We start from the raw sequence: 15,452 nt of genomic DNA, 5'->3' as shown, positions 1-15,452 counted from the left end.
GGTCCTGACAGGTCCTGTTTGAAGCGACGGTAATCCTCAATCTAGGCGTGAAGTCTTTACCGAATGCTAAACATGACGCGCGAACCGGCGTTTGCGGCGGAATAAATCACGGTATTCCATTCATATTGTAACAATTTTTCCCCGGGCTACAGTTGATGGCTGGAGGGCTGCGCGGGGCAGGCTGAGGTATCGCTGCAACGGGTTCGATCACGGAGACGTTAGGTGTTCATTGATCTTATTGGTCTGTTGCCGCAAAGATTGCAGTGAACTTTCTGTGAAGCCGTTTGTGTAAATTGATGCCCGTCGCGCTGTTGGCGATAGGCCGTTCCGAAGGAAAACCGGGTCATGTCAAAAGCCGTTCCTCCCCTTTTCGACGATATCGTCGGCCGCAGCCATGCGGCCATGCGCGAAAGTGCCGGGGATGCTGCTGCATCGACCGCCACGCGCTATGCGATGGGTGTCGGCGATACGTTCAACGGCTCCTTGGGGGTTTCGGGCGACGAGGACTGGGTTGCGATCAATTTGCGCGCCGGTCAGGGCATTCAGGTCAGCGTGACCGGCGTTGGCGGGTCGCAGCTCAATGATCCGACGATCTCGATCTATAACTCGGCCGGAGTCAGGGTCGGGGCGATGGACGACAACGGGGCCAGTTTCGATCCGTTGCTTGGCTTTCACGCCCAAACGGCGGGCCGCTATTATCTGGCGGTCGAGGGTTATACCAGCGCGGGCTATCTCGGCGGCGTTGGCGGATACCAGATCTCGGTCCGCAACGGCACCTATACGCCCGCGCAGATCGCGCATCAGCTGACCAATGATTTTTGGGAGGCCAATGGTGCGGCGCGGCGTTCGTTCAATCTGCCGGCAAATGATACGCTGAACGTGGATCTGTCGGATTTGACGGCGGCGGGGCGCGCGCTTGCGGTTTCGGCGCTCAATGCCTGGACGCAGGTAAGCGGCATCCGCTTCAACACCAATCCCGCGAACGGCCAGCCCGTCCACATCACCTTTGACGACAATCAGGTCAATTCGGCCCATTCCACCTCGACGATCGCGGGCAACGGCTCGATCCTGCGGTCGCATGTCAATGTCGGCACCGGCTGGCTCAATGCCTACGGCACGACTTTGGACAGCTATTCCTTCCAGACCTATGTCCACGAGATCGGCCATGCTTTGGGGCTGGGACATGCCGGAAACTACAACGGCAGCGCCGATTACAACTACGACAACTCCTATGTGAACGACAGCTGGCAAGCGACGGTGATGTCGTATTTCGACCAGGCCGACAATACGGCGGTGGTCGCCTCGCGTGCCTATGCCCTCACGCCGATGATCGCGGATATTCTCGCGATCCGTGATCTTTACGGTCCGGCCCAGATGCGCACCGGCAATACGACCTATGGCGAGCAAACCAATGCCGGCGGGCTTTACGCCAATATCGCCAACATGCTGCGCTCGCCCGCGCGTCGCGACGAGATCAGCTTTACCATTCAGGACGACGGCGGCATTGACCGGCTCGACCTGCGCAGCGATACCCGCGCCCAGGTGATCAACCTGGCGCAGGGCACGGTTTCGAGCGCTTACGGCCTGACCGGAAACATCTCGATCGCCTACGGCACCCTGATCGAGGAATATGTCGCAGGCTCGGGCTCGGACCGCATTGTCGGCAATGCCGCGAACAATGCGCTTTGGGGCAATGACGGCAACGACACGATCAGCGGCGGGCTGGGCAACGACACGCTTTACGGCGGTGCCGGAGCCGACCGGCTGATCGGCGGGGCGGGCAATGATACCTACCAGCTGATCGATGCCCGCGACACGATCGTCGAAGAGGCCAATGGCGGCACGGATCGCGTGATCGCGGTCAACCAGAACTACACGCTCGGCAATTTCCTCGAGAACCTCGAGCTGCGCGGTGTGAGAGCGATTGTCGGAACGGGCAATGCGCTCAACAACAACATCCTCGGAAGCGAGGCCGCGAACCGCCTTTCGGGTGGCGCGGGCAACGATACGCTCAATGGCGGCGACGGCAACGACACGCTTTATGGCGGCTCGGGCAACGACCTGCTTTATGGCGGCGCGGGCGGAGACTGGCTGGACGGGCAGGGCGGCAGGGACGTGCTGCGTGGTCAGGGCGGCAACGACACCTATGTCTTTACGGCGGGCGTGACCATTATCGAAGAAGCGGGCGGGGGCTACGATCTCGTGCGATCCGCGAGCGGCCATACTCTGGGCGCGAATCTCGAGCGGCTGCTTTTGACCGGAAGCGCGAACATCAACGGGACGGGCAATGCCGGCAATAACCGCCTCGACGGCAATGTGGGCAATAACCTTCTTGTCGGCGGTGCCGGAAACGATGTGCTCAACGGGGCGCGCGGCAATGACACGCTTCGCGGCGGGAGCGGTTCCGATACGTTCGTCTTCAGTCTGGGCCGCGATGTCGTGCAGGATTTCCAGGACAATATCGACACGATCCAGCTGAGCCGCAGCCTGTGGGGCGGATCCAATCTCAGCGTGCAGCAGGTTCTGGGCATGGCGAGCGTGGTTGCCGGTGCCGTGGTCTTCGATTTCTCGAACGGCCATTCGCTGCGGGTCGAGGGCGTGAACCGCGTGGCGGCGCTTTCGGACGATCTGACCTTCCTGTGAGCACGGGATCCGCGCGCCCCTGATCGCGGGGGCGCGACAAAGACACGGTTATGACGGGCGGTTCTCCGGGGCCGCCCGTTGCTTTTGGTGCGCCTTTTGGTCGGCCTTCCCCTGCGCCCAAGGCCAAGCAGCTGGGCGCGCTTGCCTCTCTCTTGGGCAAATGCCCGTTTTGCCCGCAATCCTGCGGAACTTTGGCCCTCATGCGCCGGTTCGGCTGATGAAGCGGGGCGAGGGGGCTGACATTCTGGCGAAAGAGGCAGCGCAGCGGGCAGGAGGGGCAGATGTATTACAACGAGATGTTCGACGGGGACCGCGTGCGCGCGCCCTATGCGATGCTGTCGAACTGGATCGCGACCATGCCCGCCGAGTTCCGCCAGATGAAACAGGCCGAGGCCGAGGCGCTGTTTCGCCGCATCGGCATCACTTTCGCGGTCTATGGCGAGGGTGGCGACCCCGACCGGCTGATGCCCTTCGACATGATGCCCCGCGTCTTTTTGCAAGATGAATGGCGCAAGCTCGAACGCGGGATCAAACAGCGTGCCCGCGCGCTCAACGCCTTTTTGCGCGACGTCTACGGGCGGGGCGAGATCATCCGTGCCGGTCGCGTGCCTGCCGCGCTCGTTTACCGCAATATCGCCTATGAAAAGGCCATGGTCGGCTTCGTGCCGCCGCGCGGGGTCTATTCCCATATTGTCGGCATCGACATCGTGCGCACGGGACGCGACGAATTCCACGTTCTCGAGGACAATTGTCGCACGCCCTCGGGGGTCAGCTACATGCTGGAGAACCGCGAGATCATGATGCGGATGTTCCCGACGCTGTTTCGCAACAACCGCATCGAGCCGGTCGACAGCTATCCCGCCATGCTGCGCCGGATGCTGGTCTCGGTCGCGCCGACGAAGTGCAGGGACAATCCGACCATCGTGATCCTGACGCCGGGCCCTTACAACAGCGCCTATTACGAGCACTCCTTTCTCGCCGATCTGATGGGGGTGGAGCTGGTCGAGGGCAGCGATCTCTTTGTCGATGGCGAGCTGGTCTATATGCGCACGACCGAGGGGCCGAAGCGGGTCGATGTCATCTACCGCCGCATCGACGACGCCTATCTCGACCCTCTGTGCTTCCGCCGCGACTCCGCGCTCGGCGTGCCGGGACTGATGGATGTCTACCGTTCGGGCGGGGTCTCGATCGTCTCGGCGCCGGGGGCGGGGGTGGCCGACGACAAGGCGATCTACATCTTTGTCCCGGAGATGATCCGCTTCTATCTCGGCGAAGAGCCGATCCTGAAGAATGTCGATACATGGGCTTTGTGGCGCGAGGACGATCTGGCCTATGCGCTCGACAATCTGTCCGAGCTGGTCGTCAAGGAGGTCCACGGCTCGGGTGGCTACGGCATGCTGATCGGCCCCAAGGCGAGCAAGGCCGAGATCGCCGAATTCGCGCAGCGGATCAAAGCCAATCCCGCCAACTACATCGCGCAACCGACCCTGTCCCTGTCGACCTGCCCGACCTTCGTCGATGAAGGCATCGCGCCGCGCCATGTCGATCTGCGGCCCTTCTGCCTCTGCGGCGATCGGGTCGAGCTGGTGCCCGGCGGACTGACGCGGGTGGCAATGCGCGAGGGCTCTTTGGTGGTGAATTCCTCTCAGGGCGGCGGTGTCAAAGACACCTGGGTCCTGTCGGAATAAGGGGGAAAGACCATGCTCAGCCGCACCGCCTATCACCTCTTCTGGATCGGCCGCCATCTGGAGCGCAGCGAGACCGCCGCGCGTCTGCTCGATGTCGGCGTCCGCATCACCCTGATCCCCTCGAACGCCGAGCGTGTCGAGAATGAATGGGAATCGCTTTTGCGCGCCTCGGGCAATGCCGATGCCTTCCACCAGAAATACGGCGAGATCACGCAGGAGAACATCGAGACCTTCATGTTCTTCGACCGTTGCAATCCCTCGTCGGTGGCATCCGGCCTTGAAAAGGCGCGCGAGGGCGGGCGTGTGGTCAGAACCGCGCTGACCTCGCAGGTCTGGGACGCGCTCAACAGTGCCTATCAAGAGCTGCGCGCCATCGAAAAGGCCCCGCGCGGACAGATCGATGCGGCGATGATGACCGATTTCACCACGCGCCATACCTCGACCATCCGCGGTGCCATTGCCGCGACCCAGCTGCGCAGCGACGGCTGGCGGTTCCTCAATATCGGCTATGCGCTCGAGCGCGCGGATGCGACGGCGCGGATGCTCGATGTGAAATACTTCGTCCTGCTGCCGCGGGTCGAATTCATCGGCTCGGGGCTCGACAGCTATCAGTGGCAGGTGCTTTTGCGCGCGCTTTCCGCCCATCGCGCCTTCCATTGGGCATATGGCGGCGAGATCACCGCCACCAAAGTGGCCGAATTCCTGATCCTGAACCGCGAAAGCCCGCGCTCGCTGATGACCGCTTTGGGCGAGGCCGCGGCCCATCTGGGCGGTCTGGTCGAGCGTTACGGACGCGGCGTGCCCTCGAGTGCCGCCGATATGGCCGCCCGCGTGCTGGAGGAGATCGAGGGCCACGACATCGAGCTGATCTTCGACGAGGGGCTGCACGAATTTCTCAGCTGGTTCATCGGCGAGATCGCCGAAATCGCCAATGCGGTTCACCACGATTACCTCAACGGCCGCAATTAGGAGGGGAGGCGCATGAAACTTCAGATCACCCACGAGACGACCTATCGCTACGACGCGCCGATCCTCGGTCTGGTGCAAAGCCTGCGGCTGACGCCCTCGGTGTTCGAGGGCCAGCGCGTGGCGGATTGGACCGTCACGGTCGATGGCGGCCATCGCGGCAGCGCCTTTCGCGACGGGGCGGGCGACTGGATCGAAAGCTGGAGCGTGCGCGGCCCCGTCTCCGAGGTCACTGTCTCGATCCACGGCCGGATCGAGACGCGCGACACCGCCGGCGTGCTGCGCGGCCATCGCGAGACCATCAATCCGCTGGCCTATCTGCGCGACACGCCGCTCAGCGCACCCGATGCGGCGTTGCGCGATCTTGCAGCGGGCGTGGCGGGCGAGGATGCGCTCGATCTGTCGCATCGCCTTTCGGCGGAGATTTCGGATGCGATCCTCTATCGCCCGGGCGTGACCGAAAGCCGGACTACCGCCGCCGAGGCCTTGGCCTTGGGCGAGGGGGTGTGTCAGGACCATACCCATGCGCTGATCGCCCTTGCGCGGGCGCGGGGGCTGCCGGCGCGCTATGTCTCGGGCTATCTGCACTCCAATATCGACGGCGCACCCCATGACGCGGCCCATGCCTGGGCCGAGATCCATACCGGCTCGCTGGGCTGGGTCGGTTTCGACGCGGCCAACCGTTGTTGCCCCGACGACCGCTATGTCCGGCTCGGCTCGGGCTATGATGCCGCCGACGCCGCGCCGATCGTCGGGCGCACGGTCGGGCAGGGGGCGGAGCGCCTTGATATCCGCGTCGCGGTCGAGGAAATGGATCAGTAACCGCCCTGCCGGATTGGGCTTGAGGGCGCGCGGCCTTCGGTCCAAATTCGCAATCGCGCGTTATGTGGATGTGACGATGACCTATTGTGTCGCTTTGAAGCTGAATGCCGGCGTGGTGATGTTGTCGGACACCCGCACCAATGCCGGCCTCGACAATATCTCGACCTATCGCAAGATGTTCTTCTTCGAGAACCCCGGCGAAAGGGTCATCGGGATCATGACGGCGGGAAGCCTGTCGGTCACCCAGACCGCTTTGGCGCGCATCCACGAGGCGATCCACCACGACGAGGCCGACGAGACGACCTCGATCATGAAGGCGCCGACGATGCTCCAGATCGCGACGATCATCGGCAATACATTGGCGCGGACGCGGCGCGAGATCGCGGGGCAGTTTCAGGATCTTCAGGCCTCGGCGGCCTCGGCCAGCATGATCGTCGCGGGCCAGCGCGCGGGCGGCGAGATGCGGCTATTCCTGATCTATCCCGAGGGTAATTTCATCGAAGCGACCGACGACACGCCCTTCCTGCAAATCGGCGAGCACAAATACGGCAAGCCCATCCTCGACCGCGTCGTGCGTCCCGAGACCTCGCTGGCCGATGCGCAAAAGGCGGTGCTCTTGTCGATGGATTCGACCCTGCGCTCGAACCTGTCGGTGGGGATGCCGCTGGATCTGGCGGTGATCGCCAAGGACGAATGCCGCGTCGGCACCATGCGCCGCATCGCCGAGGACGATCCCCAGTTCCGCGCCATGAGCGCCGCCTGGTCCGAGGCCTTGCGCGAAAGCTTCATCAAGATGCCGATCTGAGGCGGCCCGCCGCAGGGGCAGGCACGCGCCTCACGCCTCGGCTTGCAGGGTCTTGAGCTGATAGAGCAGGTCCAGCGCCTCGCGCGGGGTCAGCTCGTCGGGATTGATCTCGCGCAGGCGGCTTTCGGCGGCAGAAGCGCGGGCCGCAGGTGGTGCGGCCGGTGGCGGCGCGGCGCGGAAAAGCGGCAGATCATCGAGCAGCATCTGAGGCTTGGTCCCGCCCTCGCGCTCGCCGCTTTCAAGCGTATGGAGGATGTCCTTGGCGCGTTCCACCACCGAGGCCGGAAGTCCCGCCAGCCGCGCGACCTGCACCCCGTAGGAGCGGTCCGCCGCGCCTTTCTTAACCTCGTGGAGAAAGATCACCTCTCCCTCCCATTCGCGCACGCTGACGGTCGCATTTTCCACGCCGTCCAAACGGGCCGAAAGCGCGGTCATCTCGTGGTAATGGGTCGCGAAAAGCGCACGGCAACGGTTGGTTGCATGAAGATGCTCCATCACCGCCCAAGCGATCGACAACCCGTCCCAGGTCGCCGTGCCGCGTCCGATCTCGTCAAGGATGACCAAAGCGCGGTCATCGGCCTGATTGAGGATCGCGGCGGTTTCCACCATCTCGACCATGAAGGTCGAGCGGCCGCGCGCCAGATCGTCCGCCGCACCGACGCGGCTGAAAAGCTGGCTGACCATGCCGATATGGGCGGCGCTTGCTGGCACGAAGGCCCCCGCCTGCGCGAGGACCGCAATCAGCGCGTTCTGCCGCAGGAAGGTCGATTTACCCGCCATGTTCGGGCCGGTCAGCAGCCAGATCGCGGGGGTCTGCCCCGAGGTCAGCGCGCAATCATTGGCCACAAAGGTCTCGCCTTTGCGGCGCAGGGCGCGTTCGACGACCGGATGGCGGCCGCCGGCGATTTCAAAGGCTCGGCTCTCGTCGACGGTGGGACGGCTCCAGCCCTCGCCGGTCGCGAGATCGGCGAAAGCGGCCTGTAGGTCGATCTCGGCCAAAGCACGCGCGGCCTGACCGATCGGCCCCGATTGATCGAGAACCGCTTTGACCAGAGCCGCGAAAATCCTGCGCTCGATCTCCAAGGCGCGGTCGCGGGCATTGAGGATCCGGGTCTCGAGCTCGGACAGCTCGACCGTGGTGAAGCGGATCTGGTTTGCCGTGGTCTGGCGGTGGATAAAGCGCTCGTTCAGGGGGGGGGCGAGCATCTTCTCGGCATGGGTCGTGGTGGTTTCAATGAAATAGCCCAGCACATTGTTGTGCTTGATCTTGAGGCTTTGAACGCCGGTCTCGCGGATGAAATCGGCCTGCATTCCGGCGATCACGCCGCGGCCCTCGTCGCGCAACCGGCGGGTCTCGTCGAGTTCCTCGTCATGGCCCGCCGCGATATAGCCGCCGTCGCGGGTCAGAAGCGGGGGCTCGGCGACCAGAGCGTCGTCAAGCAGGTCGATCAGCGCGTCATGGCCGACCAGCGCGGCTGCAGCCTCGATCAGAACCGAGCCGGCATCCTCGGGCATCAGGGCGGCAATCGCCGCGCCTTGGCTCAGACCGGCGCGGATGGCGGTCAGATCGCGCGGGCCGCCGCGATCAAGTGCGATGCGCGACAAGGCGCGGTCCATATCGGGCGCGCGCGACAGCGCGTCGCGCAGATCGGCGGTCAGGCGCGGGGCCTCGGCGAGGAAGGCGACGGCCGTCTGACGGGCATGGATTTCGCCCAGATCGCGCGAGGGTGCGCTGATGCGGCGGTCCAGCAGACGCGCGCCCGCCGCGGTGGTGGTGCGGTCGATGGCGGCCAGAAGCGAGCCCTCGCGCCCGCCCGAAAGCGCCTGCGTCAGTTCGAGGTTGCGCCGCGTGGCCGCGTCGATCTGCATCGCGCCGCCCGTGGCCTCGCGCACCGGCGGGCGCAAAAGCGGCAGGTTCCCGCGCTGGGTCATGTCGAGATAATCGGCAATCGCGCCCATCGCTGCCAGCTCGGCACGGCCGAAGCTGCCGAAGCCGTCCAGCGTTTCCACCCCGAACAGCGCCGAGAGGCGGCGCACGGCGGCGGTGCTGTCGAAACTGCCCGCCGAAAGCTCGGTCAGGGCCGCACCGGCATCCTGGGCCAGCTCGTCGAGCTTGCTGCCCTCGACCGCCAGCAGCTCGCGCGGGGCGTGGCGGGCAAGTTCGGGTCCAAGGCGGACCAGCGGCACCGGCGAGACGCGGAAAGCGCCCGTCGAAATATCGACCCAAGCCAACGCGGTCTCGTCGCGCACGGTCGCGAAACTGGCAAGAAAGTTGTGGCGGCGCGCCTCGAGCAGCGAATCCTCGGTCAGCGTCCCCGGTGTGACAAGGCGCACGACGTCGCGGGCGACGACCGATTTCGCGCCGCGCTTCTTGGCCTCGGCGGGGTCCTCCATCTGCTCGGCGATGGCGACACGGAAACCCTTGCGGATCAGGGTCAGCAGATAGCTTTCGGCGGCATGGACGGGCACGCCGCACATCGGGATCGGCTCGCCCTGATAGGTGCCGCGTTTGGTCAGCGCGATATCGAGCGCGGCAGAGGCCGCCAGTGCATCCTCGAAGAACATCTCGTAGAAATCGCCCATGCGGTAAAACAAAAGCGCGCCGGGGTTCGCCTCGCGGATGGCGAGGAACTGGGCAATCATCGGAGTGGGCTGATCGGACATCGTACCGCCTGAAGAAAATCGGTTGGATTGTCCATAAACCGTGACGACAGGCAAGGGAACCAAGGCAATCTTCCTTAGGTTGCACCGATGCGGTGTGGTACAATTCCTGGTGGGCGGCGCGCGGTCGGGTGCCCGCGTGTCGCCTTATCCACAGGCTGCATAAAAGGATAAGGTGACGGCGAAGCAAAAAGGATTAAGTTACGCAAGCCACAAGATAACCATCGGCAATTTATCGCCCAATATGTCTGCGGCGCGGCGTATATTTACAAGTATTTAGTGGAATGTGAGTGCGTTAAAAATGGCCAATATCGACGGTACCAACGATCACGACAGCCTTTTGGGTACTGCCGCTGCAGATGTCATCAACGGTTTCGACGGAAACGACACGATTGACGGCGGTGCGGGCGACGATCTGATCGATGCGGGCAACGGACGCGATATCGTTCTGGTCGACGACAATTCCGGCAATGACACGATCCATCTGGGCACCGGCGATGACGAGCCGGATGCGGGTTATGTCCAGGATATTGGCGATCACCTTGACGCAGGCGCTTTGACGCAGGACGCCACGGTCGTTCTGGACAATTTCCGCGACGGTACGATGCAATTCGGCGGCAGCACCGTCACCTTTACCGGCGCCGAACATATCTACACCGGCAGCGGTAACGACACTCTGGACGCGCGCGGCATGGGTGCGCGCACCGACGGCAACACGACCCATGACGGGCTGCGCAACGGCGTCGGCCTGCATGGCGGGGCCGGCGACGACGTCATCTACGGCAGCGATTTCCGCGATACGCTGGACGGCGGAGACGGCGACGATTTCATCGATTCGGGCGACGGCGAAGACCTGATCGAGAGCAGCCGCGGCAACGACACCGTCTATGCCGGCGGCGGCAATGACGGCATCCGCTGGGGCAATGACGGCAGCGTCGGCAACCACGACGAGATTTACGGCGGCGAGACCGGCGAATATGGCGGCGGCGATACGCTGAACATGTGGGGCGGGGCCGATTTCACGGTCACCTTCCGCGACGGCGACGTCGAAGGCGGCAGCGCCAGCTATGCCGACGGCAATACGCTGCTGTTCGGCCAGTTCGAGCAGGTCAATACCGGTGCGGGCAACGACTCGGTCGACGCCTCGCGGGCCTATTCGGGCTCCGGTACGATCGGTGTCAACGTCTGGACCCTCTCGGGCGACGACCGTCTGGTCGGCAGCGCGGGGGCCGATACGCTGCACGGCGGACATGGCGCCGATACGATCATCGGCGGCGCGGGCGATGACATCATCATGGTCAACGACTTCCTCTTCGGCGATCGGAATTTCCCCGATACGCAGGAAGATATCGTGATCTTCGCCGACGGTGGCGGGAACGATACGCTGATGAACTGGAACGCGCCGGTTCAGGGTGCCGACGGATCATGGACCACGATCGACAAGCTTGATGTCTCGGGGCTGCATGATGCGGACGGCAATCCGGTCGATGTAAACGACATCACGATCGGGGTCGACCAGTGGGGCTGGGCGATCCTGCAATTCCCCAATGGCGAGACGATCACGCTGGACGGGGTGCGCCCCGATCAGGTCGACAGTCCGGCCAAGCTGCATGCTCTGGGCATTCCTTGCTTCGCGCGCGGCACGATGATCCGCTGTGCTTCGGGCCGTCAGGTCGCGGTCGAGGATCTGGCCGTCGGCCAGCTGGTCCAGACCCGCGACCACGGCCTGCGCCCGATCCGCTGGGTCGGCAGCCGCAAGCTTTCCGCCGCCGATTTGGACGAGGCACCCAAACTGCAACCGATCCGCATTGCGGCCGGTGCGCTGGGTTTCGATACGCCGAGCACGGATCTCATGGTTTCGCCGCAGCACCGCATTCTGGTGCGCTCTGCGATTGCGCAGCGCATGTTCGGGGCACCCGAGGTTCTGGTGGCCGCACGCCAGCTTCTCGGGGTCGAGGGAATCTCGGTCGCCGAGGTCGATTCCGTCGAATATTTCCACATCCTTTTCGACAGCCACGAGATCCTGATCTCGAACGGGGCCGAAACAGAGTCGCTTTTTACCGGCAGCGAGGCGCTCAAATCCGTCGGCCCCGCCGCCCGCGAAGAAATTTTCACGCTGTTCCCCGCCCTTCGTGAGGGGGAATTGCCCGTTCCCGCGCGTCCTTTTGCCCAGGGCCGCCGTGCAAAGCACATGGCCGAGCGCCATATCCGCAATGCGCATCCCCTTCTTGATCGCGCTTTTTGAGTATAATCTTTTTCAAACATTCCCCGAGGTCATGACGAGATGACTGACAATCGACCCCATCTGACCCTCTTTTCCGCCGCTCCGGTCGTGGTGGTGGACGAGGGGCACCTGCGCATCGACGACAAATTCGTCGCCGGTATGGATATGCACGCGCGCCATTGGGACGGCCCGATTACCGCGGTCGTCTGCGCGGGCAAGGCCTCGGATCTGCCCTTCAGCTCGGTCTATCCGATCGACGAGCTGGGCTTTCGCGTCAAGGTCCTGCCCGAAGGGGCGGCGCCCGAAACCGCGCTGGAAAAGGGGCCGGGGCTGGTCCTTGCCTCTGCCGATATGACCGAGCAGCTGGCTTTGGGCGATGCGGCCAAGGCGCTGGGGCTCTCGGTGGTTTACGGCATCGAATACACGCTCGATACCCGGATGCGGATCGCGATGATCGACAAACGGCGCGGCTATCTGCGCCGCTTGTGGTCGGTGGTCTGGAACTACCGGCAGGAGCGGCGGCGCAAGCAGGTGCTGCGTCAGGCCGATGGTATCCAGATGAACGGCTTTCCCGCCGCCAGCGAATATAGCGCGCTCAACAGCTATGCTTTGCGCTATCTCGACAACCGCATGCAGAAGCCGATGTTCGCGACGACGCGCGACATGGTTGCGCGCCAACGCCACCACGAGGCCGCGGGGCCCTTGCGCCTGATCCATTCGGGCCGGCTCGAGCCGCTCAAGGGGGCGCATCTGCTGCTGCCTCTGGCCGAGCTTCTCGTGGCGCGCGGCGTGCCCTTTACGCTGGCGATCTACGGCGACGGCAGTCTGGCCGAGGGCATGCGCGCACAGATCGCGCAAAAGGGGCTGGGCAAGCATGTCTCGCTCCACGGCCCGCTGCCCTTCGAGAGCGGTCTGGTGCCTGTTTCGCGGATGGAGGCCGATCTCTTCATCAGCTGCCACGTCCAGTCCGATCCCTCATGCACCTATCTCGAGGCGATGGGCTGCGGCCTGCCGGTACTGGGTTTCGACAACCAGATGCTCTCGCCGCTGGTTCTGCACAGCAATGGCGGCTGGACGGTGCCGATGAACCAGCTGCGGCAAATGGCCGAGCAGATCGGGGCTTTGGCCAAAGACCGCAAGCAATTGCTTGATCATGCCGAGGCGGCGCTGACCTATGCCCGCCGCCATGATGCGGAATCCGAGTTCGAGGCGCGGATGGCGCATCTGGCGCGGGTCTTCAAGCAGACGGACCGCTCGGATCTGACCTTTGCCGCCACGCCTTCAGCGCTTGACCTGGCAAAATCGTAAAGCCCCGTGCATAGCGTCCGGCCAGACGTTTGGGGTTCGACAGCATGCGCCACAGCCATTCCATCTTGGCCTGGCGCATGATTTTCGGTGCCCGCTGCTGATGACCCGACAAAAAGTCGAGCCCCGCCCCGATCGAGGCAAAGCCGGTCGCGGGCAATGCATTGCGCGCGCGGATCGCGAAGCGTTCCTGACGCGGCGCGCCGATGGCCAAAAGGCAGATCCTTGCCCCCGAGGCGCGCAGTTTCTCGATGATCTCCGCCCCTTCTGCCCCGTCCGGATCAAAGGGGAAGCCCGGTGCATGGGTCAGCGCGACAGTCAGGCCCGGTACCAGCTCGCGCAGGCGGTCGGCGGCCTTGGCCAGCGAATCGTCATTGGCACCGACCAAGGCGACCGGCACACCGGCCGCGACCGCCTCGCGCATCAGCGGCACCACGAGATCCGACCCCGGCACCAGCGAGACCGGCTTCTTCGCAAGTTTCGACAGCCAGACGACGGGATTGCCGTCGGCGCAGATCAGGTCATGGGCCGCATAGGCATGACGGAAGGCCGCATCCTCGGGCAGGCGCTGCAAATGGTCGACATTGATCGTCGCAATGGCGAAGGGCTGTTCGCCGGCAAGGCGCGCGCGGACCTTGGCCAGAAGCTCTGCCTCGTCCTTGCAGTTGACCGTGACGGTCGCGCCGTCTTCAAAGCGGAATTGCATCTTGCCCCTCGTAACGGCTATCCCAGTGAAAGCATGGGTCGCGCCAGCCGCGATTGCAATGTCGGGCGCAAGGTCATGGTTAGTCAAAATCCGTCTGGAACCACAAGAGGGCGCGCGCCATGACGACGCCCCAGGCGCTGATGATGCTTTTGATCTGGCCGATCGTGGTTTCGGTGATGTTCAACCGGTTGCCGCGCCAGCAGGCGATCATCTGGTCGATCCTTGCCGGCTATCTCGTGCTGCCGCCGGTGGCCGAGATCGACCTGCCGCTGTTCCCCAGCCTCAACAAAGCGATCATTCCGGCGCTGTCGGCGGCCTTTTTCAACATGCTCAAGAAGGACGAGGCCCTGATTGCCGAGCCGCCGAGATATTCGGGGCCGGTGACGCTCTTTCTGGGAATGCTGCTGATCGCGCCGATCCTGTCGGCGCTCACCAATCCCGATGCCTTGATCGAGGGGGTCTCGGTCCGGCCGGGCATCACATTGTCGCAGGCAATCGGCGAATCGATGCTGGTTTTCGCCCATCTCGTGCCTTTCGCCTTGGGGTACAAATACCTTTCCAATCCGCAGGGCATGAGCCTTCTGGTGCGGGGTCTGGTGCTGGCCCTGCTGGTCTATTCGCTGCCGATGATGGTCGAGGTGCGGCTTTCTCCGCAGATCAACGTCTGGGTCTACGGCTATTTCCAGCACGATTTCGTCCAGACGATGCGCTACAACGGCTTCCGCCCGATCGTCTTTCTCGAGCATCCGCTCTGGGTCGCTTTCCTGTGCATGACGGCGCTGCTTTGCGCGATCGCGCTCACGCGGGTGATCCGCAACGGCAAATGGTATGCGATTTCGGGCTATCTGATGATGATGCTCGTGATGTGCAAATCCATGGGCGTTCTGCTGCAGTTCACCATTGCCGCCCCGCTGTTGTGGCTGGCACGGCCGCGACAGATCATCTTTGCGGCAATGCTGCTGGGCGTTGCGGTCTGCGCCTATCCGGTGGTGCGCGCCCAGCCCTGGATGCCGATCGAGAAGATCGTGGCAACCACCAACGGCGCCGATGCCGATCGCGGCCAGTCGCTGGAGTTCCGCCTGCTCAACGAAACGCGGCTGCTGCAGCGCGCGCTCGAACGTCCGGCTTTCGGCTGGGGCGGCTGGGGCCGCCCGCTGATCGTCGATCCGGCCACGGCGCGCTACGAGACGATCACCGACGGCGAATGGATCCGCCTTTTGGGCGAGCGCGGGATTTTCGGCTTCGTGGCGGAGTTCGGGCTGCTGCTCCTGCCGCTCTTCCTGCTCTGGCGCAACTGGCCGCGCGAGCGGCGCGGCAGGCTGAGCGAAGAGGATATGGCGATTGCCGTCGTGGCCTTGGTCATGGGCCTCAATATGGTTGATCTCATCCCCAATGCGACCATCACGCCGATCTCGTGGTTGATGACCGGCATGCTCGCCGGAAGCGCTGTCCGCATGCGCGAGGGAAATTATTTTACCAATAGTCGGATTTTACCTGCTAAGACCCTGTCCAAAAGGACAGAATTGACCTCGCTCATATAGGCGGCGAAGAAGCTATTATATATAGGCATAAATTCGCCAGCCTCCCGTCATATTGTTTGGGCTGGCCGGTAATAGTTTCTTCTGGGGTACG

10 protein-coding genes are annotated in these 15,452 nt (G+C 63.7%); 8 read left to right on the top strand and 2 right to left on the bottom strand.

What is annotated here, in order from left to right:
* The first annotated feature begins 345 nt into the window (after positions 1-345).
* The 5 genes from ACFFUC_RS08090 (at position 346) to ACFFUC_RS08070 (ending at position 6,924) form a co-directional block, all read left to right on the top strand.
* The gene (locus ACFFUC_RS08090) at positions 346-2,643 is read left to right on the top strand and encodes a M10 family metallopeptidase C-terminal domain-containing protein (protein ID WP_377685184.1); all 2,298 of its coding nucleotides are present in this window, start codon (positions 346-348) and stop codon (positions 2,641-2,643) included.
* A 281-nt stretch (positions 2,644-2,924) separates the two neighbouring features.
* Positions 2,925-4,331 carry a circularly permuted type 2 ATP-grasp protein gene (locus ACFFUC_RS08085; RefSeq protein ID WP_377685183.1) on the top strand — a complete coding sequence of 469 codons (1,407 nt, stop codon included), beginning with the start codon at positions 2,925-2,927 and terminating at the stop codon, positions 4,329-4,331.
* 12 nt (positions 4,332-4,343) lie between these two features.
* The gene (locus ACFFUC_RS08080) at positions 4,344-5,300 is read left to right on the top strand and encodes an alpha-E domain-containing protein (protein WP_377685181.1); all 957 of its coding nucleotides are present in this window, start codon (positions 4,344-4,346) and stop codon (positions 5,298-5,300) included.
* Between the two features lie 12 nt (positions 5,301-5,312).
* Entirely contained in the window at positions 5,313-6,119 is an 807-nt protein-coding gene (locus ACFFUC_RS08075) for a transglutaminase family protein (protein ID WP_377685179.1), read from the top strand.
* 76 nt (positions 6,120-6,195) lie between these two features.
* Positions 6,196-6,924 (top strand): proteasome-type protease, encoded by a 729-nt coding sequence (locus ACFFUC_RS08070; protein ID WP_377685177.1) that lies wholly within the window; start codon positions 6,196-6,198, stop codon positions 6,922-6,924.
* A 30-nt stretch (positions 6,925-6,954) separates the two neighbouring features.
* On the opposite strand, the gene mutS is transcribed toward ACFFUC_RS08070, so the two are convergent.
* Complete coding sequence (gene mutS, locus ACFFUC_RS08065; RefSeq protein ID WP_377685175.1) at positions 6,955-9,588, bottom strand: DNA mismatch repair protein MutS; 2,634 nt, start codon at positions 9,586-9,588, stop codon at positions 6,955-6,957.
* 298 nt (positions 9,589-9,886) lie between these two features.
* Here mutS and ACFFUC_RS08060 point away from each other — a divergent pair, with 298 nt between their 5' ends.
* Positions 9,887-11,830 (top strand): Hint domain-containing protein, encoded by a 1,944-nt coding sequence (locus tag ACFFUC_RS08060; RefSeq protein ID WP_377685173.1) that lies wholly within the window; start codon positions 9,887-9,889, stop codon positions 11,828-11,830.
* A 39-nt stretch (positions 11,831-11,869) separates the two neighbouring features.
* Complete coding sequence (locus tag ACFFUC_RS08055; RefSeq protein WP_377685171.1) at positions 11,870-13,117, top strand: glycosyltransferase; 1,248 nt, start codon at positions 11,870-11,872, stop codon at positions 13,115-13,117.
* Here the strand turns inward: ACFFUC_RS08055 and ACFFUC_RS08050 are convergent.
* The gene (locus ACFFUC_RS08050; RefSeq protein ID WP_377685169.1) at positions 13,047-13,820 is read right to left on the bottom strand and encodes a WecB/TagA/CpsF family glycosyltransferase; all 774 of its coding nucleotides are present in this window, start codon (positions 13,818-13,820) and stop codon (positions 13,047-13,049) included. The genes ACFFUC_RS08055 and ACFFUC_RS08050 overlap by 71 nt on opposite strands.
* Before the next feature lie 119 nt (positions 13,821-13,939).
* Here ACFFUC_RS08050 and ACFFUC_RS08045 point away from each other — a divergent pair, with 119 nt between their 5' ends.
* On the top strand, positions 13,940-15,361 hold the full coding sequence (locus ACFFUC_RS08045; protein ID WP_377685167.1) for an O-antigen ligase family protein: 1,422 nt from the start codon (positions 13,940-13,942) through the stop codon (positions 15,359-15,361).
* The last annotated feature ends 91 nt before the right edge of the window (positions 15,362-15,452 follow it).

Source organism: Paracoccus cavernae, assembly GCF_042430175.1.
GTDB classification, from domain to species: Bacteria; Pseudomonadota; Alphaproteobacteria; order Rhodobacterales; family Rhodobacteraceae; genus Paracoccus; species Paracoccus cavernae.
Note: the sequence above shows the minus strand (reverse complement) of the source record. Positions and strands in the feature narration are given on the sequence as shown.